This is a genomic window from Nonomuraea rubra, from assembly GCF_014207985.1.
GTDB classification, from domain to species: domain Bacteria; phylum Actinomycetota; class Actinomycetes; order Streptosporangiales; family Streptosporangiaceae; genus Nonomuraea; species Nonomuraea rubra.
Map to the genome: position 1 here is coordinate 10,270,666 of NZ_JACHMI010000001.1, position 25,769 is coordinate 10,296,434.

Sequence of the window (25,769 nt, forward strand, 5' to 3'; positions counted from 1 at the left end):
ACCCGGAATACTGAGGTGCGACACCTCATCGACGGAGGGGAGCCGCGGTTGCGTACGTGGTTCGAACCCGAGGAGACGGAGGAGTACGAGGCGACCAGAAACGTCCTGATCAGGCGCTGTCTCAGCTGGGCCGACGAGCACGGCCGCCCCGCCGACGAGCTCCTGCTGGCCGCCGCCATCGAGGCCCGGCACCACAGCCGCGACGGCCGCCTCGCCTACTGGGACGAGCCCCAGATCAGGCGCTACCTGCTGGCCTGGGTCCCGAAGTACGTCGTGACCCCCAGGGAGATCCTGGAGATCGCGCCGGAGATCCTCCGCACGTTCCTGCACTTCCTCGCCGCCGCCGGCCTGCGCGACCCGCGGGGCGCCGCCCCGGCGGCGGCGGACGACGCCATCACGCGTGCCCTGCCCGACTTCCGCGAGGCCCTGGACGACCCTCGCCTCCAGGGGCTGGCCAAGTTCTGGGCCCAGACGGCCCTCGACCACGGCAACGACCTCGCGGGGCCGGGCGCGCTGCGGGACTTCAAGCTGGATCTCGACGCCGGCCGCATCCGCTACGACCGGGAGCTGCTCAACCAGCTCCTGGAAGCCCGCTTCACCCGGACGGAGCCGGACCTGGAGGAGGAGCGCGGCTTCCTCCAGCCGCCCGTCGAGCTGCCCGCGCCGGCGGACCTGGCGGCGGCCGCCGCCGGCAGCACGACGGTGCAGCGCCTCGGCGCGCTGGCCGGCTGGGCGGGCGAGGTGGGCCGCCCCCTCACCAGGCAGGGCAACCTCACGCTCGCCGACGCCCGCGAGCTGTCGGTCCTCCTGGGCACCGGCGAGAAGTCACTCCAGGTCCGCACCTCCGCCGACCTGCCGCAGCTGGCCCTGCTGCTGGCCTGGGCGAAGCGGCTGGGCCTGGTCCGCACCGTCAGGGGCCGCCTCCTCCAGGCGCCCAGGGCCGCCCCGCTGCTGCGCGACCCGGCGGCGCTGTGGGCGCGCGCCTTCGAGGCCCTTCCCGGCCTCGGCGGGTCGATCGCGTTGGGCGGCCAGGCCGCCGTGCTCGGCCGCTGCTTCGACGAGGTGCTCCCCGACGTGCTCAACACCCTGTACGGCATGGACGACCTGCCCGTGCCCCGCCTGGCGGAGACGGTCTGGCTGGCCTGCCAGGAGTACCTGGTCATGGACGGCACGCCAGAGCCGCTCAAGGACCTCTGGCGCCGCCAGAGCGCCCTCGACCTGGAGCGGGCCCTGGAGGTGCTGGCCGACCTGGGCGCCGTGGAGCTCACCCGCGGCCCCGCGGACGAGCTGTACTCCAGCGACCTCGACCACGACGACCAGGCGTTGCCGCCGGACGCGGTGGAACGCCTGCGCCGCCGCCTGGCCGAGCCCGGCCTGCTGCTGGCCCGCCTCACGCCGCTGGCCCTGCGCTCCGTGCGCGAGCACCTGCTGGCCCAGGGCCGCGACGCCCCGCTGATCGGCGAGCTGGCCACCGCTCCCGCGGCGGAGCTGCTCGGCGTCCTCTCCCAGCACTACCCGCCCCGGGAGGCCGCCGTCGAGCTGAACGCCTGGCTCTCCCGCCCCGGCCAGGACGTGGAGACGCTGCTGCGGGCGATCCGCGGCTGCCCCTTCCGCACCCGGGCCGCCGCCATGCTCGCCGTGCTCGCCGAGGCCCTCCCCCAGGGCTGGGCCCTGATCCGGACCCTGCGCCACGACCCCGTCCTCGCCCCCACCGCCCTGACCTTCCTGGTGGACGCGGGCGAGGTGGACCCGGGCACGCTGGACCAGCGGGAGCACCTGCTGCTGGGCGCGGAGAACTTCCTGACCCTGCTGGAGCTCGGCGGCCCTCAGGTCCTCGTCGAGCAGCTCAGGTCGATGGCGGGGCACGGCGCGTACGAGCTGGCGGCGGCGATCCTGGACTCGGGCCACCACGACGTGGCCGGCCTGGCGGAGCTGCGCGAGCTGGTGGCGGAGCCCCTGCGCGACCGCCCCTTGCGCCTCATCCCCGGCACGGGCACGGGCACCCGGCCCGCGCGCAGGAAACGCCGGCTCTAGAGGCCGTTCAGCAGGCCGAGCTCCCGCAGGCTCCCGGCCGATTCCACGATCGTCGTCTCGACGGCACGCGGCCGCCAGCCGAGCTCGCGGGCCCGGTCGTTGTGGATGACGGGCCGCGGCGGGTCCTCTCCCGGCGCCTCCCGCTCCGGTACGCGCGCGGCGAGCGGGCCGAGCCGCCGGCGCAGCACCTCGGCCACCTCCAGGAAGCTCCACGCGGGACCGTCGGAGACGGCCAGGAACCGCCTGCCCGCGGCCTCGGGCGCGGCCATGACGCGCAGGTGCAGGTCGGCCACGTCGCGGACGTCGACGATGCCGAACCGCTGCCGGGGCACGACGCTCATCACCCCCTCGATCCCCATCTTGACGAACTGCATGGAGCTGCCCAGCGCGGTCGTGAGCGTCGGCCCGAGGATGAACGTCGGATTGACCACGGCCAGCTCGGTACCGCCGCCGCGCATCAGGTCCCACGCGGCCCGCTCGGCGATCGCCTTGGAGCGCGGGTAGGGCGCCAGCCCCGGCGTGCCGGGATCGGTCCAGTCGTCCTCGGTGTATTCGGCGCCCGGCTTGGGGGTGTATCCGACGGCGGCGAACGACGAGGTGAGCACGACGCGCCGGGCGCCCGCGTCACGCGCGGCCCGCAGCACCCGCCGCGTGCCCTCGCGGGCGGGGACGATCAGCTCGTCGGGGTCCTCGGGCTGGGCGATCGGGATCGGCGAGGCGACGTGGTGCACCTCCTCGCAGCCGTCCACGGCGGCCGGCCAGCCATCGCCGGACATGAGGTCCGCGGCGACGACCTCCAGCCCGGCGTCGTCGGCGCCGCCCCGGCGGACCGCCTCTCGCAGGCCGGGCTCGCGCTCCTTCGAGCGTACGGTGGCGCGTACCCGCCTGCCCTCCCGCAGCAGCGCGGCGACCAGGTGCGAGCCCACGTATCCTGACCCGCCGGTGACCAGTACCGGGCTCGTCACAGCAGCTCCAATCCCACGACCGCCTCCATGATCCGCTGCCACGCCGCCTCCTCCGCGGCGGCGTCGCCGCGGTCGCGGGCGTCCCACAGCGCCGCCTTCTCGCGCAGGTAGACCAGCCGCGCCTGCTGCGCGGCGATCTCGGCCTCGACGCGCTCGGCGTGCCGCAGCAGCAGGTCGCGCTGCTCGGCCGCCGCCTCCCGCCCGCGGCTGCGATTGGCCTGGTACGTGCGCATGTCCTCGATGCCCACGCCCACGGCGCGCAGGCAGGCCAGGATCTCGATCTCGCTGACGTCCTCGGTGCGGTACCGCCGGTGACCGCTGCGTTCGTCGCGGGCGATGGGGCCGATCAGCCCCACGTCCTCGTAGTAGCGCAGGGTCGGCTCGCTCAGCCCGCTGCGCCGGGAGACGTCCTGAATGGTGAAAGTCGTCACGCTGGTCAGGAGAACATACTTCAAGCGCTTGAAGTCAAACGGCGAGTGCCCGGCGCAGTGCTCCGGCGAGTTCTTCGATCTGCCGCTGCGACACCTCGGCCGACACGATCGCCTGCGAGCCGTGGAACGTGCCCGGCCACTGGTGCAGCTCGACGGACACCCCGGCCTGCAGCAGCCGCAGCGCGTACTCGATGCCCTCGTCGCGCAGCGGGTCGAACTCGGCGGTGGCGACGTAGGCCGGTGGCAGGCCGGACAGGTCCTCGGCCCGCGCCGGGGCGGCGTACGGGGTGGCGGTCCGCGAGCCCATGTAGTGCCGCCACGACGTGGCGAACTTGTCGCGGGTCATCCAGGGCGTGGCGGTGAAGTTCCGCTGGGACCAGGTCTGCTGCCGGTCGTCGAGCCCGGGCTGGTGCAGGAGCTGGAAGCGGATCTGCGGCCCCTGCTCGTCGCGGGCCCGCAGCGCGACCCCGGCCGCGAGCCCCGCGCCGGCGCTGTGGCCGCCGACGGCGATGCGGTCCGGGTCCAGGCCCAGCTCGGCCGCGTGCTCGCTCGCCCAGGTCAGAACGGCGTAGGCGTCGTCCAGGGCGGCGGGGAAGGGGTGTTCGGGCGCCAGGCGGTACGCGACCGAGATCACCACCGCTCCGGAGAGGTTCGCGGCCCTGGTGGCCCACGGGTGCTCGGTGTCCAGGTCGCCCATGACGTACCCGCCGCCGTGCAGCCAGATGACGGCGCCCTGGGCCTGGCGCGGGCGGTAGATCCGTACCGGCACGCCGGGGTCGCCCGGCACCGTGCGGTCCTCGACGACCAGGTCCTCGACGCCGGTCGCCGGCACCGCGCCGGCCAGCGCGGCGAGCTCCGCGCGGGCGGCGACGGGGTCGGTCAGGTCGGCCGGCGGGAACAGCGGGATGAACGCTTCGAGTTCGGAGTCCATGCCGGCCATCCTGCCGGAGGGCCTCCTCCCGATCACCCGACATCTGTCGGGCCTTCGCCCCGGATCGTGCGCCGATCGGCGCATATGCTCGTTGTCATGGAGGCACTGGCCTTACGGCTGTCGCAACTGGATCGGCTGTCCGAAGGCGCGATCCGGGTCGTCATGTTCTACGACACGCTGATGCGCCGTCGGGTGGATCTCCCGGCGCTGGCGCGCGCCTCCGCGGTGCTGGCCGAGTGCGTGGCCGGCATCCGGCTCCACGGTACGGCGCAGGTGATCCGCATGACGCCCAGCGGCACGCGGGAGTCCGGCCCGGCGCTGCCCGCGTCCACCACGGTGCCGATCACGCTCGACGAGGAGGAGATCGGCACGGTGTGGCTGGAACGCCCCGGCACCGCGGGCCCCCTCGACGAGCTGCTGCTGGACCGGCTCGCGATCGCCGCCGCGGGCGTCGTCGAGAGGTACGGCCCGGCCCGCACCACCATGGCCGACCCCGCCCTCGTCGAGCTGGTGATCAGCGCCGACACCGACGAGGCCGCCAGGGCGCGGGCGCTGCGGCTGCTGGGCTTCGCCGCCGGCCTGCCCGTCCGCGTCGTCGCCGTACGCTCGCCGCTGCCCCTCGACCAGGTCGGCGCCCTGATCTGCCCGGCCCGCCCGGTGAAGGCCGCGCCGCTCGGCGACACCGGCGTGATCCTGGCCACCACCGTGGACAGGGCCGGCTTCCCCGGAGGCGTGCACGCCGGCATCGGCACCGCCGGGAGTCCGGACCGGTCCTGGCGGCAGGCCCGCACCGCCCTCCGCTTCACCACCCCGCGCGAGCCCGTCATCCGCTACGGCGACCTGGGCGCGCTGGCGCTGCTGGCCGAGATCCCGCAGGACGCCGCGCAGGACAACGCCGACGTGGCCGCGATCGCCCGCATGGCGGCCAGCCCTGAGGACCTGGAGACCCTCGACGTCTACTGCGCCACCGGCTCCCTGCGCCGCGCCGCCGACCTGCTGCACCTGCACCACAGCAGCGTCGCCCGCCGGCTCGAACAGATCGGCAGGACCCTGGGCATCGAGCTGACCGAGCCCTCCGGGCTGACCAGGACCAGGCTCGCCCTCACCGCGTGGCGGCTGCTGCAGTCGTGACGGCTCAGGCGGGGCCGAGCTCGATGACGACCTTGCCGAACGGTGAGCCCTCCCGGAAGTGGCGGTAGGCGGCCTGGACGTCCGTGAAGGCCCGGTCGATCACCGGCCGCAGCCCGTGGGCGGAGACTGCCGCGCACAGGTCCTCCAGGTCCGTCCGGTGGCCCACGAAGACGCGGCGGAGCGTGGCCAGGCTGGAGGCGTACGCCTCGTGGAAGATCTCCAGGCGGTCGCTGGTGGCGTCGCGGGTGATGAGCACGACCACCTCGCCGTAGAGCGCGGCGGCCCGTACGGACTGGTCGATGGTGGCCGGGCCGGCGGTGTCCACCACCAGGTCGGCGCCCTGGCCGCCGGTCAGCTCGCGTACCCGCCGGCTCCAGTCCGGCGTGGCGGTGTAGTCGATCACGTGGTCGGCGCCCAGCTCCTTGAGCCGGTCGGCGTTGCCCGCGCGGGACGTGGTGACGATCACCTGGCAGCCCAGCAGCCGGGCGAGCTGCACGGCGAACAGCGACACGCTCCCCGTGCCCAGCGTCACCACCGTCCGGCCGGGCAGCGGCTTCCCGCCGCCGGTCAGCGAGGTCCACGCGGTCAGCGCCGCGCACGGCAGCGTCGCCGCCTCGGCCCAGCTCAGGTGCTCCGGCACGGCGACCGCCGCCTGCTCGCCGAGCAGCGCGTACTCGGTCAGCATCCCGTCCGAGGTGCACCCGGGCTGGTCCACCAGCTCGGGCCGCAGGCGGCCGTCGTGCCAGCGCGGCCAGTACGACCCCACCACCCGATCCCCCACCCGGAACCTCGTCACCCCCGGCCCGGCGGCGACCACCTCCCCCGCCCCGTCACTCACCGGGATCACCCCGGGCCGGGCGGGCAGGGAGTAGGTGCCGTCCAGGATGAGCAGGTCGCGCTTGTTGAGCGAGGCCGCGTGCACCCGGACCAGCACCTCGCCGGGGCCCGGCTCGGGCACCGGCGCCTCCTCGGCCACGATCTCCGGCCGTCGCAATCGATAGGTACGCATGCCGCAATCCTCCGGACGCGGGCGAAGACCCGGCAATTCCCGGCAGGGAATCGTGCTCTACGCCACCGCCCTGGCGGAGGAGCCGGCCGCGGCGGGTTCCCGCACGACGCGGCGGCGGCGGGCCGGCAGCCCGAACATCGGGTTCGCGACACCCCAGGCGGCGCTCTTGCAGATCACCTCCTTGTAGACGGCGGCCAGCCGGCCGGTCAGTGCCGCGGGCACGGCGCGGTCGTCGGCGGTCACGTACTGGATCAGGCCTTCCTTGCGGCCCAGCGAGATGCACTGGTTGAAGTAGCGCAGCGGCGCGTGCGGGAGCTTCCCGCCGGTCAGGCGGGCCGCGATCGAGTCGGCGGCCTGCCAGGCGGTGGGCAGGCCCGAGGCGCACGACATCCGCAGCGGCTTGTTCCCCGGGCCCATGACCTGGGCCGCGTCGCCGATGGCGTACACGTCCGGGTGCGAGACCGAGCGCATCGTGTCGTCCACCACGATCTGGCCGGTGCCGCCGAGCTCCAGCGTGGTCCCGCCCGCGATCGGGTGGACCGCGAAGCCGGCCGTCCACACGGTGACCGCCGCCGGGATGGTCCGGCCGTCGGCGGTGGTGAGGTGGTCGGCGCCGACGGCCGTGACGTCAGTGTGCTCGTGCACGGTGATCCCGAGGTTGCGGGCGACCTTCCACAGGTGCGCGCGGCCCCTGGGGGCGAGCCAGTCGCCGAGCGCGTCGCGGGCGACGAGGGCCACGTCGAGGTCGGGGCGGGTCTCGGCGATCTCGGTCGCCGCCTCCAGCCCGGTCAGGCCGCCGCCGACGACGACCACGGTCTGCCCGGCGCCGAGGTGCTCCAGGCGCTCGCGCAGGCGGGTCGCTCCGGGGCGGCTCGCGATCTCGTAGGCGTGCTCGGTGGTCCCGGGGACGCCCCGGGGGTTCCAGGCGCTGCCGAGGGCGTAGACGAGCGTGTCGTAGGGGAGCTCTTCGGTCGTGTCCGCGCCGTGCACGTCCACGACGCTGACGAGCTTGCGGTCGGCGTCGACGCCGGTGACCCTCGCCTGCTTAAGCTCGACGCCCGTGCCGGCGAACATCTCGCTGAACGGCCGCGGCTTGAGCCGCTGGCCGGTCGCGAGCTGGTGCATGCGGACCCGTTCCACGAAGTCGGGCTCGGCGTTGACCAGCGTGATGGCGACATCCTGGCGGTGCAGCCGCCTGGCGAGGCGGCCGGCGGCGAAGGCTCCGGTGTACCCGGCTCCGAGGACGACGATGCGGTGCTGCATTTCCTCGCTCCTGTCTTGCGCGGTTTCGCCCCTTGAACCGGGCGGCCCGCGGTTTCCTGACAGGATCTCGGCGTGAAGCGCGTCACACCGCGCGTCGCACCCCGCTCACAACGCGGTGAACAGGGGCTCCCCGTGCTCGGCCGCCGCCCACTGCGCCGTCGCGCGGACGAGCTTGTCGGGGTTGACCTGGTTGCGGCACGCGGCGACGCCCTCGGGGGTGATCTCCAGGCACATGACGGCGACGACCCGGCCGTCCAGCACGGCCACCACGGCGGGGTCGCCGTTCGCGGTCGTGATGTGGATCTCGGGCCGCCCGCCGACCATGGCCCGCTTGGCCTCGGCGGGCTTGAACAGGCCGCGCAGGAACGTGGCGACCGCGACGGCGCCCTCGAACGCCTTGACCCTGGCCGGGATCTTCCCGCCGCCGTCGCCGACCGCGATGGCGTCCTCGGTCAGCAGCCGCACCAGCGGCTCGGTACGGCCGCTGGTGGCGGCCGCCAGGAACTCCTCGACGATCCGCCGGGCGGCGGCCTCGTCGATCTCGGTGCGGCTCCTGCCGTCGGCGACGTGCTTCCTGGCCCGGTGGAAGATCTGCTGGCTGGCGGCCTCGGTGATGTCGAGGATCTCGGCGATCTCCCGGTGCGGGTAGTCGAACGCCTCCCGCAGCACGTACACCGCCCGCTCGTTCGGCGACAGGCGCTCCATCAGGGTGAGGACCGCGTACGAGACCGACTCGCGCTGCTCGGCGGTGTCGGCGGGCCCGAGCATCGGGTCGCCGGCGAGCAGCGGCTCGGGCAGCCACCGGCCCACGTAGGTCTCGCGGCGCGCCCGCGCCGAGTCGAGCTGGTTGAGGCACAGGTTGGTGAGCACCTTCGTCAGCCACGCCTCGGGCACCTCGATGCGCTCGGCGTCGGCGGCCTGCCAGCGCAGGAACGTCTCCTGCACGGCGTCCTCGGCCTCCGCGGCGGAGCCGAGCAGGCGGTAGGCGATGGCCTCCAGCCGCGGCCTGGAGGCGACGAACCGGTCGACGTCGTTCGCGGTCAAGGGCATGGCCCGATCATAGGCGGCGCCCGGGTGATCGGCTCCGCCTACCTCCGCGAAGCGGCCCTCGACCGGCTGCCGGCACGGGCGGGCGGGGCGACGCCGGAGCGACGGCCGACGCGTTCGGTCTCTTGCTCGGTCTCGTACGCGTGCCGGCGCCGCCTGCGGCGGGCCAGGAACCAGCCGAGGACCAGGGCGGCCAGACCGAGCGGTGTTCCGGCCATGCGCTTGGCCAGCAGGAGCTTGAGCAGGTTCTTCATGGGCTCGCCCCTGCCCGGGGAAGAGCGGCGCACGCCTGCGCCGCACGACTGTCAGTCGCCCGCGACGGGGCCGGTGGGGGTCTGGGTGGGCGGCGACTCGCCGGGGTCGGGGCCGGACTGCGCGGCCACGCCCGCCGTGATCGTGATCTGCGCGGCGGCTCCGGCGCAGGTCCCCGGCGCGAGGCTCTGCGCCAGGACGGTGCCGACGCGGGACTCGTCCTCCACCGCCTGCTCCCGCACCTGTACGGACAGGCCGGCGGCGGCGAGCGCGGAACGGGCGTCCTCGCGCGGCCGGCCGACGACCGAGGGGACGGGGGTGCCGTTGCGTGCCACGGTGAGCGCCACCGGCGTGCCGCCCTGGACGCGGCTGCCCGCCTTCGGCGAGGTGGCCAGCACCTGGCCGTTCGGCTGCTGGGAGCAGGAGCGGGTGACGGCGCCCGGCTTGAGCCCGGCGCCGGTGAGAGCCGCCTGGGCGGCCTTGCGTTGCATGCCGGCCAGCTCCGGCACGGGCAGGCCCGCCGACACCTGGAGTGACACCTTGCTGCCCTGGTTCACGACCGTGCCGGGGGCCGGTCTGGCGGTCAGGACCTGGCCGATCCGCTGGGGGGCGTCGCGCTCGGTGACGGCGCCCGCGGCGAGTCCGGCTCGCTTGAGTGCCCTGGTGGCGGCGGCCTTGTCCAGGCCGACCAGGGCGGGGACGGCCACCGTGGCCGGGCGGGCCGCCGTCGGCGGGTTCGTGGTCGGCTGCTCCTGGGGGCCACGGGATCGTTGTTCGGGCTCGGTGCTCCGCGTCGGGGGGTCCTGGGTCGGCGGGGAGGAGGGGGACGGGGGTGGGGAGGTCAGCGGGTTGCCGCCTGCTTGGGGGACGCGGATCTCGGAGTCGTTCCCGGTCACCGCGGGGACGATCACGATGAGCAGCACGGCGGCGGTCGCCAGCAGCGCCGCGCAGACCGCGATGGCCGCTCTCGGCCACCCCCGGCTCCGGCCCTCGTCCGCCGCTCCCGGCCACCCATGGCCCCGGCCCTCATCCGCCGCTCCCGGCCGGTCTCGGCCCTGAACCGGGCCTTCCTCCGCGGCCACCGGACCGGTGCCTGTCCGGGAAGTGGCGCCCGTCCGGGGGGTGGTGCCCGGAGTGGCCGGTAAGTGCTCGTCGGGGGGCCGGGACACCGGCGGCGGCAGGCGGTAGGCGTCGCCCGCCGCTCCGGTCGCCTCCGGCTCGGCCATCGGGGACCACATGCCCGGCGGCTCGTCGCCGGACCGGTGCGAGCGCTGCTCGGGGATCAGCGGCGGCGGCGCCCGCAGGATGTGCGGCGGCGGCGAGCGGAGCACCTCGGGCGGCACCCCCTCGGCCGACTCCCCCAGCAGCTCGAACAGCAGCTCCCTGCTGCTCGGCCGGTTGCGGGCGTCCTTGTCCAGGCAGGCCGCCACCAGCGTGCGCAGCCGCCCGTCCAGCCGTCCCAGCTCGGGCGGGGCGGTGAGGATGCGGTGCAGCACCGGCGCCACCGAGTCCTGGCCGAACGGCGCCGTGGCGTTCGCGGCGAAGCACATCGTCGCGCCCCACGAGAACACGTCGGCCGCCCCCGTGACCGCCGAGGCGGTGATCTGCTCGGGCGCCATGTACGCGGGCGTGCCCACCCCGCGCCCGCTCACCGTGGCCGCCGCGTCCAGCGCCTTGGCCAGGCCGAAGTCGATCACCCGGGGGCCGTCGGAGCCGAGCAGCACGTTCTGCGGCTTGAAGTCCCGGTGCACGATGCCCGCCCGGTGGATGGCCGCGAGCGCCGTCGCCGTGCTCACCGCCAGCCGCTCCAGCGCCCCGCCCTGCCGGGGGCCGGTGAGCGCGACCTCGCGGGCCAGCGAGGGGCCGTCCACGTACTCGCTCACGATGTACGGCCGTCCCTCGTCGAACCCGGCGTCGATCACCTGGGCCGTGCAGAACCTCGCCACATGCTTGGCCAGCTCCACCTCCCGCAGGAACGCCGCCCGCTCGTCCCCCACGGGCCCGTGCAGGAGCTTGACCGCGTACGTCTCCCCGCCCCTCGAACCGAGGAACACGGCGCCCTGCCCGCCTTCACCCAGGCGCCCGGAAAGCGCGTACTCCCCGAGTCGCTGCGGGTCCCCCGTTCTGAGCGGCTGCGCCGTCGGCACGGGCGCCTCCCCTCGCCGCCACCCGTTCTGCTCTCTACTGAAGGCAACGGGCCGCGAACAGTCAACGGTGCTCAGGCCAATCGCCGCCTGAACGTGACACAGCCGGTCAGGACGTACGCGCGACCTTGCCCGAATACGTCACTTCGTCCTCACCCTGGCGTGTGACCTTGATGGCCATCTGGTTGGTGTCCGAGGTGGGGAACATCCGGAGCGTCCCCGGATAGCACTCCTCGCCCTGGACCTGGTCGAGGGTGAACACCATGCCGCCGCCCGTCCGGCCGAGTCTGCCCGAGCAGTGCAGGTCGGCGCCCCAGCGCATCGCGCCGCCCGTGTCGCCGGTCAGGTGCAGCTCGACGGCGAAGACCCGGCCGGCGGTGAAGTGCTCGGCCGAGCCCGTCCACGTGCCCTCCAGGCCCTGCGCGGCCGTCCCGCGCATCCAGAGCAGGAACCCGGCCACGGCCATCGCCACCCCCGCCGCCACCACGCCCACCTGCCAGGGCCGAACCCGCCGCCGCACGTCCGGGGTGAGCGCCCTGGTCCGATCCCCGTCCCCGCCGTCAGGACCGCCCGCCCCAGAGTCGCCGCCGGCACCGGCAGGGGCGCCTGCGTCGGAGCTGCCGGTGGCGGTGGCCGGCGGCTCGGAGGCGGCGGCTTGCTCGCGGGCCTTCGCCTCGGCGCGCGCCGCCATCAGCGGCGCGGTGATCGCGGGGAAGCTCGTCGTCGGATCGGGATCGGTGATCACGCCGGGCTCGGCCTCGGCCGCGCCCAGCCCCACGACAGCACTCAGCGACCCCGTGCCACCCGGCCTGCGCGCGCGACCGCCCGTCCCGCGGGTCGCCTCGCCGATGGCGGCCATCGCCCCGGTGGACAGCACGTCGCCCTCGACGGCGTCCTGCCCGAGCAGCAGCCGCAGCACCTCCTCGGCGTCCGGCCGCTCCCCCGGCTCGCGAGCCAGGCAGGCCTCCACGATCTCCCGCAGCCGCCCGCTCAGCGACCCGAGATCGGGCTTCCCGTACAGGACGCGGGCCAGCACCTCCTGATGGGTGTCGGCCGTGTACGCGGGCCGCCCCGTGGCCGTGTAGGCGACGGTCAGCCCCCAGGCCCACAGGTCGGCGGGCGGCCCGGCGGGCTCCCCCTTCATCCGCTCGGGAGCCATGTACGCGGGCGTCCCCATGGGCAGGTGGGTCGTGGTGGTGGCGGTGTCCATCAGCCGCGACACCCCGAAGTCGATCACCCGGGGCCCGTCGATGCCGAGCAGCACGTTGCCCGGCTTGAAGTCCCGATGCACCACCCCGGCCCGGTGGATCGCCCCCAGGGCGGTGGCGGTGCCGATGGCCAGCCGTTCGAGGGAGCCGCCCCGCCTGGGCCCCTCCTCGATCACGAGCTCGCGCAGCGAGGGCCCGTCGACGTACTCGCTGACCAGGTACGGCCGGTCCCCGTCGAGGTCGGCGTCCAGGAGCTGCGCGGTGCAGAACGCCGCGACCTTCCTGACCGCCTCGACCTCCCCCAGGAACCGCCGCCTGGCATCCGGATCCCCGGACAGGCTGGCATGCAGCAGCTTGACCGCGACCTGCGGTCCTTGCGGGGATTCGCCCAGGTAGACGACGCCTTGGCCGCCTTGACCGAGCCTGCGTGTCAGCCGGTACGCCCCCAACTGCTGGGGATCATCGGCACGTAGCTCGGACATATCCTCCCATTATGCCGCCCGGCCGGGGATGCGGGCGGCGCTCCCGCTCAGTAGGCATTCCCCGATGACGGCCGGCGGTCACAGCAGTGCCGCGTACTCGTCCAGCAGAGGCAGCACCACGTCCGCGGGCCCGCTCGGCAGGGTCGCCACCACCTGGGTGATCCCGAGCGAGGCGTAGTAGTCCAGCTTGTCCCGGGTGGGCCGGGTGCCGAAGGGGATGACCTCGCAGGCCTGCGGCCGGCCGGCCTTCTCGCACGCCTCCCGCAACGCCGGCAGCGCCGCCTTGATGCCGTGCCCGCCGATCGGCATCCACCCGTCGGCGTACTCGGCCACCTGCGCGAACAGCTTCGGCCCCGGAGCCCCGCCCAGGTAGACGGGCGGCATCCGGTGGGGCTTGGGCCACGACCAGGACGGCTCCACCCCTTCGACGACGGCCACCTCGTCCCGCCACAGCGCCTGCATGGCCAGCACGTTCCGCCTGGCGACCTCGCGGCGCCGCCCGTACGGGACACCGTGGTTCTCGATCTCCTCCACGTTCCACCCGAACCCGACCCCGACGACCAGCCGCCCGCCGGAGAGGTGGTCCAGGGACGCCAGCGCCTTGGCGGTGACGATGGGGTCGCGCTGGGCGGCGAGCAGGATGCCGGTCCCGACCCGGAGGTTGCCGGTCACCGCCGCCGCGTAGGAGAGCGCGACCAGGGGGTCGAGCGTGCGCCTGTACTCCTCGGGCAGCTCGCCCCCGCCGGGGTAGGGGGTGCGCCGCGAGACGGGGATGTGGGTGTGCTCGGGCACGTACAGCGAGTCGAAGCCGCGCTCCTCGGCTGCCCTGGCCAGCTCGTGGACCGGCATGGCCAGATCTGTCGCGAACATCGTGACGCCGAGCCTCATATGACACTCCCCACAGCGAACCAAGCGATTGCTCGGTTAAGATTTCCAGAGTACCTTGCAGAAGACCATCCCGCGGAAAGAGGTCCACGGTGAAGTTTTCTATCTTCCTGAATCCGCAAATTCCAGGCTCTGGTTACGCGGCCGAGGAGAACGCCAGGGCCAAGCGCCCGATCGGGCGGGACACGGAGTCGTACCAGAGGCTGCTGCACGAGGTACGGGAGATAGCCGTCCACGCCGACCAGATCGGGTTCGACGCGCTGATGATGACCGAGCACCACTTCCACTCCGAAGGCATGGAGTTCTCGGTCAACCCGCTGATGTTCCTCACCGACCTGGCCGCCAGGACCGAGCGCATCCTGCTCGCGCCGCTCGGCCTCGTGCTGCCCGCCTGGGACCCGATCAGGGCCGCCGAGGACGTGGCGCTGCTCGACCAGTTCTGCAAGGGACGGCTGCGCCTGGGCGTGGCGCGGGGATACCAGAACCGCTGGATGAACGTCCTGGGCCAGCGCTGGCACGCCGCCGCCGCCCGCTCCGACGGCTCGGCCTCCGACACGCGCAACTTCGACGTCTTCGGCGAGGTGCTGAAGATCATGAAGCTGGCGTGGACGCAGGAGACGCTCCGCTACAAGTCGGACGTGCTCGACTACCAGGTGCCCTACCCGTACGAGGGCATCGAGGGCTGGCCGGCCCAGGAGTGGACGCGCACGTTCGGCTCCCCGGACGAGATGGACGAGAACGGCACGATCAAGGCCGTCTCCGTCTGCCCCAGGCCGTACCAGAACCCGCACCCCGAGCTGTGGCAACCGTTCACGATCTCCGACCGGTCGGTCATCAGGGCCGCCCAGGAGGACATCATGCCGTGGATGTTCACCCCCAACCCGGACGACCACGCCCAGAAGGCGAAGCTGTACCAGGAGGAGTCCGCCAAGCAGGGCCGCCACTACAAGCTGGGCGAGCACACCGGCATCCTGAAGATCGTCGGCATCGCCGACACCACCGAGGAGGCCATCAACACCTTCGGCCGCAGCATCCCCAAGGACTTCGCCGCCTTCTTCGGCCCGTTCGGCTACCTGGAGGTGCTGCGCAAGAAGGAGGACGAGAAGCACAAGCCGATCTCCCCGGAGAAGGGCGACGCCAAGCGCATGAACGACGTCGAGATGGCCCTGTTCGGCACTCCCGACGACGTCAAGCGCGGCATCCAGCGCATGCTCGACCGCATGCCGGACCTGGAGTGGTTCGGCCTGTACATGCAGGGCCAGCAGGGCGTGCTGCCGCTCGACACGGTCAAGCGCAACCTGGAGCTGTTCGCCACCAAGGTCGCCCCGGAGTTCCGATGAAATTCTGGCTGGGGGCCTCGTTCTCCGACACCGATCAGTTCGTGGAGCTCGCGCGGGCGGCCGAGCGGTGCGGGTTCGACACGCTCACGCTCTCCGACCACCTCTTCTACGCCGACTTCGCCTCGCCGTACCCGTACTCGAAGTCGGGCAGGCCCCGCTGGAACGCGAGCACGCACTGGCCGGACGTCTGGGTGACGATCGGCGCGATGGCGGCCGTCACCACCACCCTGCGCTTCTCCCCGAACGTGTACATCGCCCCGGCCCGCGACCTGTTCACCGTGGCCAAGCAGGTCTCCACGGCGGCGGTGCTGTCACGCGACCGGGTGACGTTCGGGGTCGGGGTGGGCTGGTGCAAGGAGGAGTTCGTCGCCACCGGGCAGGACTTCCACACGCGCGGCCGCCGCCTGGACGGGATGTTGCCCGTGCTGCGCTCGTTGTGGGCGGGCGAGACCGTCACGCTCGACGGCCTGCCGCCGCTGTCGATCTGCCCCGTCCCCGCCCGGCCGGTCCCGGTGTTCGTGGGCGGCGACAGCGAGGCGGCCCTGCGCCGCGCGGCCAGGCTGGGCGACGGCTGGATCGGCAACCGCATCTACACCGAGGAGCAGTTCGACGACGTCCTGGACGCCCTGCGCCGCCATCTCGACGCCAACGGCAGGTCCCTGGACGGCTTCGAGGTCATCGCCCCGCTCGCGGTGCTCCCCGACGCGGACACGTACCGCCGCTTCGAGGCCAAGGGCGTGACGGGCACGATGGCCGCCCCGTGGTGGCTGGCGACCCCCGAGGAGAAGTCGAGGTACGGCGAGGGCACCCTCGACCTCAAGCTCGCCGCCATGGAGCGCTTCGCCGAGGAGGTCATCGGGAAGATGTGAGCCCCGGCTCCGTCATGGCCGTGTCGTGCCGATCACCGAGGGCCCGCCCCAGTAGGGCCCGCATGCGCCCGTACCGCCGCTCAGCCTTCCATACGTGAACGTATGGAAGGCTCCGCAGCGAGGGGTTCAGTATCGTGGCCGGCCCCGGGACGCGGCCAGCCTTTGCACGTGGGCGCAAAGGGTGGACACCCTACCGGCCGGCCGTCAGCAGGTTCCGACCCAGCGGGGTCATCATGTGCAGCACGGCCGTGCCGTGGCGGTGCGTCTCGATCAGGCCGGCGTCCCGCAGCACGCGGGTGTGGCGGCTGACGGAGGCGGGCGAGGTCGCGACCCGCTCGGCCAGCTGCGTGGTGGTGGCGCCGCCGTCGATGGCGGCCAGCACGGTGGCGCGGGTCGCGCCGAGCAGGGCGACCAGCGACTCCGTGCGGCTCGCCTGCCAGTGGGAGTGGCAGTCGATCGGGTAGACCAGCGTCGGCGGCAGGCCGGGGTCCGCCAGGGCGACGGGGACGCGCCTGCAGAAGTACGACGGGATCAGCAGCAGCCCGCGGCCGCCGAGGTGCAGGTCACGGTCGATGTCGTAGTCGACCTCCAGCAGCGGCGGCCGCCAGCGCATGAGCGGCGCCAGCCCGCGCAGCAGACCGTCGGCGCCGCCCTCCGCCAGGTCGCGCCGCCTGCGTGACACCTCCGCCGCGACGGCGCAGTCGATCGTGTCGCGGTAGGGCTCGATCGCGATGGCGTGGTACGACCGGAGCGTGGCCGCCAGGTTCATCAGCGTCGCCGTCTCCCCCTCGGCCAGCCGCCGGCCCCAGCCGGGCAGCGGCGACGTGCGGGCCATCGTCTCCATCTCGCGGCGCAGCCGCGTGCGCGGGGTGCCGAGGATCGCCTGCAGGCCGGCGTCGAGCCCCTGCAGCCCTTCGACGGGCGTGATGAAGTCGGGGAAGTAGGGGCCGAACGGCGTCAGCGCCGCCACCACCCGCTCGTAGCGGTGCAGCAGATGCCCCTCGCGCCGGATCCCCTCCAGCCAGGGACGCAGGGCCGCCGGCGGAGCGGGGTCGGCGAGCCGGTGCCTGCTGAACACCATCTCCCAGAAGGGGTCGGCGGTCTCCGCCAGCCGGGTGCGCCGTAAGTCGTCACCGGTGAAGTGAATCCTGAGCATCGATCCCTCGATCCCCTCATCGGGGCCCACTCTACGGTGGCGCGCCACCATCCGACAGCCGTGCCCGCTTCGTCCCGATCAGGGCAGGTGGCCGGGGGCGATAGCCTCGTCTCGTGCTGGAAATGATCGCAGCGACCCGTTACGTCACCCCGCTGCGGGAGGGCGGGTCGCTGCCCGGCGTCGTCGAGGCCGACGACCTGGGCACGTACGTCGTGAAGTTCCGCGAGGCCGGCCAGGGCAGGCGGGTGCTGGTCGCCGAGATCATCTGCGCCGAGCTGGGCCGCCGCCTCGGGTTCAACACTCCGGAGCTGAAGCTCATCGACCTCGACCCGCAGCTCGGCATCCGCGAGCCCGACGAGGAGGTCCAGGACCTGCTCAAGGCCAGCACCGGGCTCAACCTGGCGGTCGACTTCCTGCCGGGGGCGCTCGGGTTCGAGCCGCTGGCGTGGGTGGCGGACCCGCTGTTCGCGGCGCGGGTGGTGTGGTTCGACGGGCTGATCCACAACATCGACAGGAGCTGGCGCAACCCGAACCTGCTGATCTGGCACCGCGACACGTGGCTGATCGATCACGGGGCCGCGCTCTGGTTCCACCACAACTGGCGCACCGCCGACCCGCAGCGGCCGTTCGACGCTGGCGATCACGTGCTCGCGCCGTACGCGGGCGACGTCGAGGCGGCGGGCGCGGAGCTGGCGGGGAGGCTCACGCGGGAGCTGCTGGAGACCGTGACGGCGCTGGTGCCGGACGCGTGGCTGGACGGCGAGCCGGGCTTCGGCTCCCCCGGCGAGGTCCGCGCGGCCTACGTCGAGCACCTGCTCCAGCGCGCGCACGGGCCGCGCGAGTGGCTGAAGTTCCAGCAGGCCAAGGACCGCAAGTCGGGCCCGGGGTCGGTCGGCGAGTTCTGGCGGGGAGGCGGCGGCCGGTGAGCAGGGACGTCTACGAGTACGCGGTGATCCGCGTGATGCCGAAGGTCGAACGGGGCGAGCTGATCAACGCCGGCGTGCTGCTCTACTGCCAGCCGCGCGACTTCCTGTGCGCCCGGGTCGAGCTCGACGCGGGCCGGCTGCGCGCGCTGGATCCGGAGGCCGACGTCGACGGGGTCCGCAGGGCGCTGGCCGCGTACGAGCTGGCCTGCGGGCAGGACTGCGGGCCGCTGGCGGGAGAGTCGCTCGGCGGCCGGTTCCGCTGGCTGACGGCGCCGCGCAGCACGATCGTGCAGGCGGGGCCGGTGCACGCCGGGCTGACCGCCGACCCCGGCACCGAGCTGGCCAGGCTTTTCGACAAGCTCGTCCGCGTTTAGCCCCTCGGCCCAAGCTCGTCCCCTTTGAGGCCCTTGACCAGCGGCGACGCTGGGTAGAAGGAGCGGAGAGGGGAAGGAGGGCCGACCATGGAGGACACCGCGGAGTCTGCCGCGCCGCGTGCCTTCCAGCTCGGGGATCTCGCCCGCGCGGGCACGTACGTGGTGGACGACCGCGGGCGCATCGTCGAGGTCAACCCGCAGGCCGAGCGGCTGCTGCGGCGCAGCGCGGACGAGCTGCTCGGCCGCGACGCCCACGACCTGCTGCACCGGGGCGAGCGCGGGGAGCCGCTGCCGCGCAGCCGGTGCGTGATGAGGCAGCCGCTGCTCACCAGCGACACCGCCCGCGGCGAGGACGTGTGGCTGGAGCGGGGCGACGGCTCGCTCGTCCGGATCGCCTGGATGGTCACCCCGTGCCAGGTCGGCGAGGCCGGGACGGGCGCTCTCGTGCTCTTCCACGAGATCGGCTCGGCCGGGCTCGGCGAGCGGCAGCGGGCGCGTCCCGCCCCGTCGATGTCGCAGCTCGACCGGCTGGCGCTGCTCGCGGAGACGACCACGACGCTCACCGCGAGCCTGGACGCGGGCGAGACGCTGCGCCAGCTCGTCCGCCTGGTGGTGCCGCTGCTGGCCGACTGGGCGGTGGTGGACCTGCTGACCGAGGAGGGCGAGGTGTCCCGCGCCGCGGTCGTCCACTACGAGAACGGGGTCCTGGCGCACCGCGACGACCTGGAGCGGCCGATGCCGCCGCTGCCGCGCGAGTCCGCGATGCCGCTGGCGCGGGCGCTGCGCGGCGTCGCCGCGGCGCTGGTGGGCCCGAAGGACTACGAGGGGCCGCTCGATTCGCGGCTGGCCGCCGTCCAGCGGGAGCTGTTCAAGGCGACCGGCATCCGGTCGGCGTGCACCGCGCCGATCCGCGGTGTCCGCGAGGTGGTCGGCGCGCTGACCCTGGGACGTTCGGCGCAGCGTCAGCCGTACACCCCCGACGACCTGCTGCTCGTCGAGGACATCGCCCGCCGGGCGGGGCTGGCGCTGGACAACGCCCGCCTGTACGAGCGGCAGCGCCGCGTCGCCGAGACCATGCAGCGCCACCTGCTGCCCCGGCTGCCGTCGGTGCCCGGCCTGGAGATGGGCGCCTGTTACGTGCCCGCGCCGCGCGCCTCGCAGGTCGGCGGCGACTGGTACGACGCGTTCGTGCTGTCCGACGGCTCCGCCGGGCTGGTCATCGGCGACGTGGTGGGTCACGACCTCGACGCCGCGTCCGGCATGGCGCAGGTCTGCAACATGTTGCGGGCCTACGCCGGCGAGCTGGAGGAGCCGCCCAGCGCGATCGTGGACCGGCTCGACCAGGCGGTGGCCCGCATGGCCGAGCCCACGATGGCCACCGTCGTCTTCGGCAGGGCCGAGCGCGCCGGCGGGGGCTGGCGGTTCCGCTGGACCAACGCGGGGCACCCGCCGCCGCTGCTGGTCGAGAGCGACGGGCGCACCCGCTTCCTGGAGGACGCGAGCGGCCTGCTGCTGGGCACCGGCTTCGCACCGCCCCGCGAGGACGCCGTCGCCGAGCTGCCGCCCCGCTCCACCGTGCTCCTCTACACCGACGGGCTGATCGAGTCGCCCAGCCGCCCCCTGGACGAGGGCCTCGACCGGCTGCGGCGGCAGGCGGCGGCGCTGACCCGCCATCCGCTGAGCGCCTACTGCGACCGGCTGCTCACCCGCGTCCGCCCCGCCGACAACGACGACGACGTCGCCCTGCTGACCCTGCGCGTCCCCGGCTAGCGGAACTGCTCGTCCTGCGTGTCCCGGCTAGCGGAAGGCGCCGGCGTTGGCCAGGGCCCACTGCTCGAACGTGCGGGGCGGACGGCCCGTGACCTGCTCGACCGTGGGCAGCACGGCCGACTCGTCCAGCTCGCCGCGGGCGAAGAAGCCGTGGAACGCCTCCGCGTACGCCTCCGGCATCCCGCCGTCCAGCATCTCGGCCCTGGCCTCGGCGTCCGTCAGCCCCTCGAACCGCAGCTCCCTGCCCAGCGCCTCGCCCAGGATCCGCACCCGGTCGGCGGGCCGCAGCGCCCGCGTGCCCGTCAGCCCGTACACCTGCCCGTCGTGCCCCTTCTCCAGCAGGGACGCGGCGGCCACGGCGGCGATGTCGAGCGGATCGACGGTCGCGACGGCGACGCCGGGCCAGGAGTCGCGTACGACGTCGCCCGACCTGAGCTGCCCGGCCCAGCGGAACGTGTTCGACATGAACGTCCGCGGCCGCAGCACCGTCCACGGCACCCCGGACTCCCGTACCAGCGCCTCGGACTCCACGTGGTACCTGGAGATCGGATTGTCCAGGTCCGCGGCCTCCGCCGCGCTCGCCGACAGCAGCACCACGTGCTCGACCCCGGCGCGCGCCACGGCGGCCAGCGTCTCGTCCATCCGGTCGTACCCGGCCATCAGGAACACCCCGCGCACGCCGGCCAGGGCGCCCGCCACTGACGCGGGATCGTTCAGATCGCCCAGAGCAAGCTCGGCGGGCAGCTCGACCTCGCGCCGCACCAGCGCCCGCACCGGCTCGCCCGCCTCGGCCAGCGTACGCACCAGCGCGCCGCCCGCGTTCCCCGTTGCACCCGTGACAAGGATCATGCCCGGGATGCTAGAACAAGACGGACATGAAGGTGTCGATCTCCCGGAAGCCCACCTTCCGGTAGACCGCCCTGGCGGGGTGGTTGTAGTCGTTGACGTACAGCGAGACGACAGGCGCGAAGCAGCTCATCGCCGCCTCCACCACGGCGGCCATCCCCGCCACCGCGTAGCCCCTGCCGCGCAGCTCCGGGGCCACCCAGACGCCCTGGATCTGGCAGGCGTGCGGCGTGACGGCCCCCACCTCGGCCTTGAACACGACCCGGCCGTCGTCGATCCGCGCGTACGAGCGCCCGATCCTGATCAGCTCGGCCACCCGCGTCCGGTAGAGCGCGCCGCCGTCACCGAGGTTCGGCGAGACGCCGACCTCCTCGGTGAACATCGCCACGCACGCCGGCAGCAGGACGTCGAACTCGTCGGGCCGCACCCGCCGTACCAGGGGGTCGGCTGACACGGGCGGCTTGTTGGAGGTCGCCATGACGGGCTGGGCCCAGCGGATCGCCCGCGCCCGCCCCCAGTACGGCTCCAGCCGCTCCCACAGCAGCGAGACGGCGTCGACCGGCCCCACGATGGACGAGCAGCGCCGCCCCTGCTTGCGCGCGCGATCGGCGAACGCGTGCACGGCCTCCGGGCCGGCGCTGACCGGCACCATGTTGGCCCCGGCGTAACAGAGTGACACGAGGCCACCGCGCGGCCCGAACCCCCACATCTGCCCGCCGAGCCTCGCCGGATTGAGTCCGACGGCCCGCACTCGAGAGGACACGAAGACGTTGGCGACCGGATCGGAGTCCAGGAGGGCGAGGACCTCGTCCCGGTCGTTGTCATCGAGCACGCGCGACGCCGATGTACGCAGCATCACATGGTCAGACTACGCGAAGGGTTACCGAATACGGCATCCGGCACTGCCCCCGGTAACCCTTTCTTGACGTCAGCCCACGGGCAGCCCCTCCAGCACGCCCAGGATCCCCAGCAGACCCGGGGGTCGCGGGCTGGCCGAGGTCATGCGCTCGGCCGGGCGCGGCTCGGGCGGCGCGGCGCACGTCGTGTCGCGGCGCGGCAGGGTGCCGTCCCGCAGGTACGCGGCCAGGTGCCCGTCCAGGCACTTGTTGCCCGCCAGCGACACCCCGTGGTTGCCGCCGCGCTCCAGCACCATGCGGGAGCGGGGGAAGAGCCGGGCCATCTGCAGGGCGCCCTGGTACGGCGTCGCCGCGTCGTGGCGGGACTGCAGCATGAGGAACGGTGGCAGCTTCGGCGAGGAGCGCACGTCCACCGGCTTGCCGCCCCGCACCGGCCAGAACGCGCACGGGGCGTTGAACCAGGCGTTCGGCCAGGTCAGGAACGGCGCCTCGCGGTGCATCGCCTTCATGTCGGCCCGCCACCTGTCCCACTCGCGCGGCCAGCGGGCGTCGCGGCACTGGACGCTGAGGTAGATGGCGTAGCCGTTCTCGTCCTCCGCGTCGTTCTTGCCGTGCTTGGCGTAGATCTCGGTGAGCCCCTTCACGTCGCCCTGCCGGACGTAGGCGGACCAGGCCTGGGCGAACTGCGGCCAGACCTTGTCGCTGTAACCCGCCACGGTGAAGGTGTCGTCGAGCTCGCTCGGCCCCACGACGCCCCCGGCCGGCTTCGCGCGCAGCCGGTCGCGCATCGCGTAGTAGGCGAACGAGGTCTGCTTGAGCGTGGCGCCCAGCTTGTAGGCGTCGTGGTGCTTGGCGGTCCAGGCCAGGAACTGGCGGTGCCGGCGTTCGAAGGCGTGGTCCTGCTTGAGGTTCGAGTCGTACCAGACGCCCGTGGGGTCGACGCTGCTGTCCATGACCAGGCGCTTGACGCGGCTCGGGAAGAGGGTGGCGTAGACGGCGCCGAGGTAGGTGCCGTACGAGTAGCCGAGGTAGCTGATCTTCTCCTCGCCGAGGGCGGCGCGGACGGTGTCCATGTCCCTGGCGGAGTTCTCGGTGGTGAGGTGCGGCAGCAGCCAGGACCAGAGCTGGCCGCAGCTGGAGGCGTACTCGGCGGCCCTGGCGAGCAGCACCTTCTCCTCGGCCCTGTTGTGCGGCACCGCGTCCGGCCGCGGGGCCTTGTAGTACGTGTCGGGGTCCACGCAGTGCACGGACGGCTCGCTGGCGCCGACGCCGCGCGGGTCGAACCCGACGACGTCGTACCGCTCGGCCACGTCGGCGGGCAGTGACGTGGCGACGTACTCGGTCAGGTTCCGCCCTGACGCCCCCGGCCCTCCGGGGTTGACCAGCAGCGTCCCCAGATGGCCCGCGTCCCTGGAGACCTTGGCCTTGATCCGGTTGAGCGCGATCTTGATCGACTGCCCCATGGGATGGCGGTAGTCGAGCGGCACGCGTACGGTGGCGCATTCGAGCGCGGCCGAGGCCGTCTTCCCCGCCACCTTGGGACAGGCTCCCCACACCACAGGCGCCTTCCTGCCGGCCACCGCCGCCCCGTCCGCGTTCGCGACCCCGGCGACGAGCACCACCAGCCCGGCGACAACCCCCATTACCCGCTTCACCCGGCCCCCTTCCTTGTCATAGGCCCTGCGATGCTCCCGCGTGCGACCGGCCGATGACTCTGGGTATGGGGAAATGCTTGCCGTTCTGTGATCTCACCGTGGCCCGGAGTGACGTTTCACCTAGTTTCCGATAGCTCCGAAACTGCGATCGGCATAATCCCAGGCCATAGCCCCGGGAGCAGCGGCCATGCCGAAACATTTCGAGACTTCATTGACATATTTCGACCAGCTTCCCAGACTGATCGCCAGCACCCCCACTCGGAAGGGAGAGCCCTGTGATCATCGGCTTGGCCCGCTCCAGGTTCGTCGCGCTGGCGGTGGCGGCGACACTCTCGATCACCGGAGCGATGACGGTCGCACCCAACGAGGCCGCCGCGGCGGCCGGAGTCGAGGACGAGGGCGCCGACTGCGCCGTGCCCGGCCTGCCCGACGCGGGCTCGTTACCCACCGTCTCCAGGCTCCCCGACCCCTTCACCAAGCTGAACGGCACCCGCATCGCCACCAGGGCCGACTGGCGATGCAGGCGGCAGGAGATCAAGAGGCTGGCGGAGAAGTTCGTCTACGGCGAGAAGCCGCCCAAGCCGTCCAGCGTGACGGGGACGGTCTCCAGGACCGGCATCACCGTGAACGTCTCGCACAACGGCAGGACCGCCAGCTTCTCGGCCGGCGTGGACCTGCCGAGCGGCACCGGCCCCTTCCCCGCCGTCGTCGTCCTGGGCGGGCTCGGCGCCGACACCGCCACGATCAAGGCGGCCGGCGCCGCCGTCATCAGCTACGACCCCCTCGCGGTCGGCAGGGAGGGCACCCCGCGCACCAGCAAGCAGGGCGCCTTCTACAACATCTACGGCGCCTCCAGCGGCACCGGCGTCCTGGCCGCCTGGGCGTGGGGCGTGAGCCGCATCATCGACGTCATCGAGCAGTCGGGCGGGAGCATCCTGCGGGCCGACGCGACCGGCGTCACCGGCTGCTCCCGGTACGGCAAGGGCGCCTTCGTGGTCGGCGCCTTCGACCAGCGCATCGCGCTGACCATGCCCATCGAGTCCGGCAGCGGCGGGGTGGCCGCGTTCCGCTCGATCCCGGGCGAGAGCGGCGCCCAGCCGCTGAGCAGCGCCTACTCCGAGCAGCCGTGGCTCGGCGACGCGTTCGGCTCCTTCACGGGCAGCCCGGGCAGGCTGCCGGTGGACACGCACTCGGTCGTGGGCATGATCGCGCCGCGCGGCCTGTTCATCATGGACAACCCGCACATCGACTGGCTCGCCGCCAGATCCGCGAGCGTCGGAGCCCTCGGCGGCGCGGAGGTCTACAGGGCACTCGGCGCCGGCGGCAACATCACGTACTGGTCGGCCGTCCAGGACGGCACCCACTGCGCCACCAGGTCGGAGTGGCGCACCCCGCTCCAGCAGAACATCCAGCGGTTCCTCCTGAACACCGGCAGCTACACCGGCTCGATGCGGATCGCCTCCAACAAGAGCGGCAACCTGGCCGAGTGGCGCGACTGGACGACGCCTGCCCTCACCGACGGCGGCGGCGACACCTCGCCCCCCACGGCCCCCACCGGCCTGACCGCCTCGGCCACCACCTCCACGGGCACGACCCTGACCTGGACACCCTCGACGGACGACACCGGCGTAACGGGCTACGACATCCTCCGCGCCCCCGGCACGACGGGCGGCACGTTCACCCAGGTCGCCACCTCGACCACCACCTCGTACACCGACACGGGCCTGGCCCCGAGCACCACGTACCGCTACCAGGTCAGAGCCCGCGACGCCGCGGGCAACCCCTCCCCGGTCTCCGGCACCGCCCAGATCACCACCCAGCCCGGCACCTCCACAGGCACCTGCACGGCCACCGGCACCGTACAGACGCAGTGGTCGACCGGCTACGTCATCCAGCCCCTCACGATCACCAACACCGGCACCTCGGCCATCAGCGGCTGGACGGTCACCTTCACCCTCCCCGCCGGCCACACCCTCTCCGGCTCCTGGAACGGCACCGTCACCAGCAGCGGCCAGACCGTCACCATCAGGAACGTCGCCCACAACGGCACGATCGCGGCGGGCGCCGGCAACAGCAGCGCCGGCTTCCAGGTGACCCGCCCGAACGGCGACACGGCGGTCCCGTCCGGCTACACCTGCGCCTGAGCTTGTCCGGTCGCAAGGCCGCACCGGCGCGCTGAATCATCGGGTGTGGG

The 25,769-nt window shown here is 73.4% G+C and carries 22 protein-coding genes; 8 read left to right on the plus strand and 14 right to left on the minus strand.

Annotated features, from left to right (window positions below):
• Nucleotides 1-48: 48 nt before the first annotated feature.
• Entirely contained in the window at nucleotides 49-2,034 is a 1,986-nt protein-coding gene (locus HD593_RS46765; protein ID WP_185109349.1) for a hypothetical protein, read from the plus strand.
• On the opposite strand, the gene HD593_RS46770 is transcribed toward HD593_RS46765, so the two are convergent.
• Genes HD593_RS46770 through HD593_RS46780 form a run of 3 tightly spaced genes read right to left on the minus strand, consistent with a single transcriptional unit; the run spans nucleotide 2,031 to nucleotide 4,361 of the window.
• Complete coding sequence (locus HD593_RS46770) at nucleotides 2,031-2,999, minus strand: NAD-dependent epimerase/dehydratase family protein (RefSeq protein WP_185109350.1); 969 nt, start codon at nucleotides 2,997-2,999, stop codon at nucleotides 2,031-2,033. The genes HD593_RS46765 and HD593_RS46770 overlap by 4 nt on opposite strands.
• Entirely contained in the window at nucleotides 2,996-3,430 is a 435-nt protein-coding gene (locus HD593_RS46775; protein ID WP_185109351.1) for a MerR family transcriptional regulator, read from the minus strand. Before HD593_RS46775 ends, HD593_RS46770 begins: the two co-directional genes overlap by 4 nt.
• Nucleotides 3,431-3,464: 34 nt before the next feature.
• A complete protein-coding gene (locus HD593_RS46780; RefSeq protein ID WP_185109352.1) occupies nucleotides 3,465-4,361 on the minus strand; it encodes an alpha/beta hydrolase in 897 nt (298 codons plus the stop codon).
• 96 nt (nucleotides 4,362-4,457) lie between these two features.
• Between HD593_RS46780 and HD593_RS46785 the strand changes: the two genes are divergently transcribed.
• The gene (locus tag HD593_RS46785; protein WP_185109353.1) at nucleotides 4,458-5,492 is read left to right on the plus strand and encodes a PucR family transcriptional regulator; all 1,035 of its coding nucleotides are present in this window, start codon (nucleotides 4,458-4,460) and stop codon (nucleotides 5,490-5,492) included.
• Nucleotides 5,493-5,496: 4 nt separating this feature from the next.
• Here the strand turns inward: HD593_RS46785 and HD593_RS46790 are convergent, their stop codons facing one another.
• The 7 genes from HD593_RS46790 to HD593_RS46820 form a co-directional block, all read right to left on the minus strand.
• Nucleotides 5,497-6,501, minus strand: a complete 1,005-nt coding sequence (locus tag HD593_RS46790; RefSeq protein ID WP_185109354.1) for a zinc-dependent alcohol dehydrogenase family protein — start codon at nucleotides 6,499-6,501, stop codon at nucleotides 5,497-5,499.
• A 57-nt stretch (nucleotides 6,502-6,558) separates the two neighbouring features.
• The gene (locus HD593_RS46795) at nucleotides 6,559-7,764 is read right to left on the minus strand and encodes an NAD(P)/FAD-dependent oxidoreductase (RefSeq protein ID WP_185109355.1); all 1,206 of its coding nucleotides are present in this window, start codon (nucleotides 7,762-7,764) and stop codon (nucleotides 6,559-6,561) included.
• 105 nt (nucleotides 7,765-7,869) lie between these two features.
• Nucleotides 7,870-8,814 (minus strand): RNA polymerase sigma-70 factor, encoded by a 945-nt coding sequence (locus HD593_RS46800; protein WP_185109356.1) that lies wholly within the window; start codon nucleotides 8,812-8,814, stop codon nucleotides 7,870-7,872.
• A gap of 38 nt (nucleotides 8,815-8,852) precedes the next feature.
• Nucleotides 8,853-9,065, minus strand: a complete 213-nt coding sequence (locus HD593_RS46805) for a DUF6203 family protein (RefSeq protein WP_185109357.1) — start codon at nucleotides 9,063-9,065, stop codon at nucleotides 8,853-8,855.
• Nucleotides 9,066-9,116: 51 nt separating this feature from the next.
• Nucleotides 9,117-11,210 carry a protein kinase domain-containing protein gene (locus HD593_RS46810; protein ID WP_185109358.1) on the minus strand — a complete coding sequence of 698 codons (2,094 nt, stop codon included), beginning with the start codon at nucleotides 11,208-11,210 and terminating at the stop codon, nucleotides 9,117-9,119.
• 106 nt (nucleotides 11,211-11,316) lie between these two features.
• Nucleotides 11,317-12,897 carry a serine/threonine-protein kinase gene (locus HD593_RS46815; protein WP_185109359.1) on the minus strand — a complete coding sequence of 527 codons (1,581 nt, stop codon included), beginning with the start codon at nucleotides 12,895-12,897 and terminating at the stop codon, nucleotides 11,317-11,319.
• A 78-nt stretch (nucleotides 12,898-12,975) separates the two neighbouring features.
• Complete coding sequence (locus tag HD593_RS46820; protein WP_185109360.1) at nucleotides 12,976-13,785, minus strand: LLM class F420-dependent oxidoreductase; 810 nt, start codon at nucleotides 13,783-13,785, stop codon at nucleotides 12,976-12,978.
• Nucleotides 13,786-13,874: 89 nt separating this feature from the next.
• Here HD593_RS46820 and HD593_RS46825 point away from each other — a divergent pair, with 89 nt between their 5' ends.
• Nucleotides 13,875-15,122, plus strand: a complete 1,248-nt coding sequence (locus tag HD593_RS46825; RefSeq protein ID WP_185109361.1) for an LLM class flavin-dependent oxidoreductase — start codon at nucleotides 13,875-13,877, stop codon at nucleotides 15,120-15,122.
• Nucleotides 15,119-15,991, plus strand: coding sequence for a TIGR03619 family F420-dependent LLM class oxidoreductase (locus HD593_RS46830; RefSeq protein ID WP_185109362.1), 873 nt, complete (start codon nucleotides 15,119-15,121; stop codon nucleotides 15,989-15,991). Before HD593_RS46825 ends, HD593_RS46830 begins: the two co-directional genes overlap by 4 nt.
• Nucleotides 15,992-16,181: 190 nt before the next feature.
• On the opposite strand, the gene HD593_RS46835 is transcribed toward HD593_RS46830, so the two are convergent.
• Nucleotides 16,182-17,147 carry an ArsR/SmtB family transcription factor gene (locus tag HD593_RS46835; RefSeq protein ID WP_185109363.1) on the minus strand — a complete coding sequence of 322 codons (966 nt, stop codon included), beginning with the start codon at nucleotides 17,145-17,147 and terminating at the stop codon, nucleotides 16,182-16,184.
• Between the two features lie 122 nt (nucleotides 17,148-17,269).
• Here HD593_RS46835 and HD593_RS46840 point away from each other — a divergent pair, with 122 nt between their 5' ends.
• The 3 genes from HD593_RS46840 (at nucleotide 17,270) to HD593_RS46850 (ending at nucleotide 20,217) form a co-directional block, all read left to right on the plus strand.
• Entirely contained in the window at nucleotides 17,270-18,073 is an 804-nt protein-coding gene (locus HD593_RS46840; RefSeq protein ID WP_221526535.1) for a HipA family kinase, read from the plus strand.
• Complete coding sequence (locus HD593_RS46845; protein WP_185109365.1) at nucleotides 18,070-18,447, plus strand: DUF3037 domain-containing protein; 378 nt, start codon at nucleotides 18,070-18,072, stop codon at nucleotides 18,445-18,447. The genes HD593_RS46840 and HD593_RS46845 overlap by 4 nt, the downstream gene beginning before the upstream one ends.
• An 87-nt stretch (nucleotides 18,448-18,534) precedes the next feature.
• On the plus strand, nucleotides 18,535-20,217 hold the full coding sequence (locus HD593_RS46850) for a SpoIIE family protein phosphatase (protein ID WP_185109366.1): 1,683 nt from the start codon (nucleotides 18,535-18,537) through the stop codon (nucleotides 20,215-20,217).
• A gap of 27 nt (nucleotides 20,218-20,244) precedes the next feature.
• Here HD593_RS46850 and HD593_RS46855 read toward each other — a convergent pair whose 3' ends face one another.
• From HD593_RS46855 to HD593_RS46865, 3 genes are all read right to left on the minus strand, one after another.
• Complete coding sequence (locus HD593_RS46855; protein ID WP_185109367.1) at nucleotides 20,245-21,066, minus strand: NAD(P)H-binding protein; 822 nt, start codon at nucleotides 21,064-21,066, stop codon at nucleotides 20,245-20,247.
• A 10-nt stretch (nucleotides 21,067-21,076) separates the two neighbouring features.
• Nucleotides 21,077-21,919: a GNAT family N-acetyltransferase gene (locus tag HD593_RS46860; RefSeq protein ID WP_185112551.1), complete on the minus strand. Its 843-nt coding sequence runs from the start codon at nucleotides 21,917-21,919 to the stop codon at nucleotides 21,077-21,079.
• 72 nt (nucleotides 21,920-21,991) lie between these two features.
• Nucleotides 21,992-23,575 (minus strand): alpha/beta hydrolase, encoded by a 1,584-nt coding sequence (locus tag HD593_RS46865; RefSeq protein WP_312904234.1) that lies wholly within the window; start codon nucleotides 23,573-23,575, stop codon nucleotides 21,992-21,994.
• 275 nt (nucleotides 23,576-23,850) lie between these two features.
• Between HD593_RS46865 and HD593_RS62720 the strand changes: the two genes are divergently transcribed.
• The gene (locus HD593_RS62720; protein ID WP_312904236.1) at nucleotides 23,851-25,719 is read left to right on the plus strand and encodes a glucuronyl esterase domain-containing protein; all 1,869 of its coding nucleotides are present in this window, start codon (nucleotides 23,851-23,853) and stop codon (nucleotides 25,717-25,719) included.
• The last annotated feature ends 50 nt before the right edge of the window (nucleotides 25,720-25,769 follow it).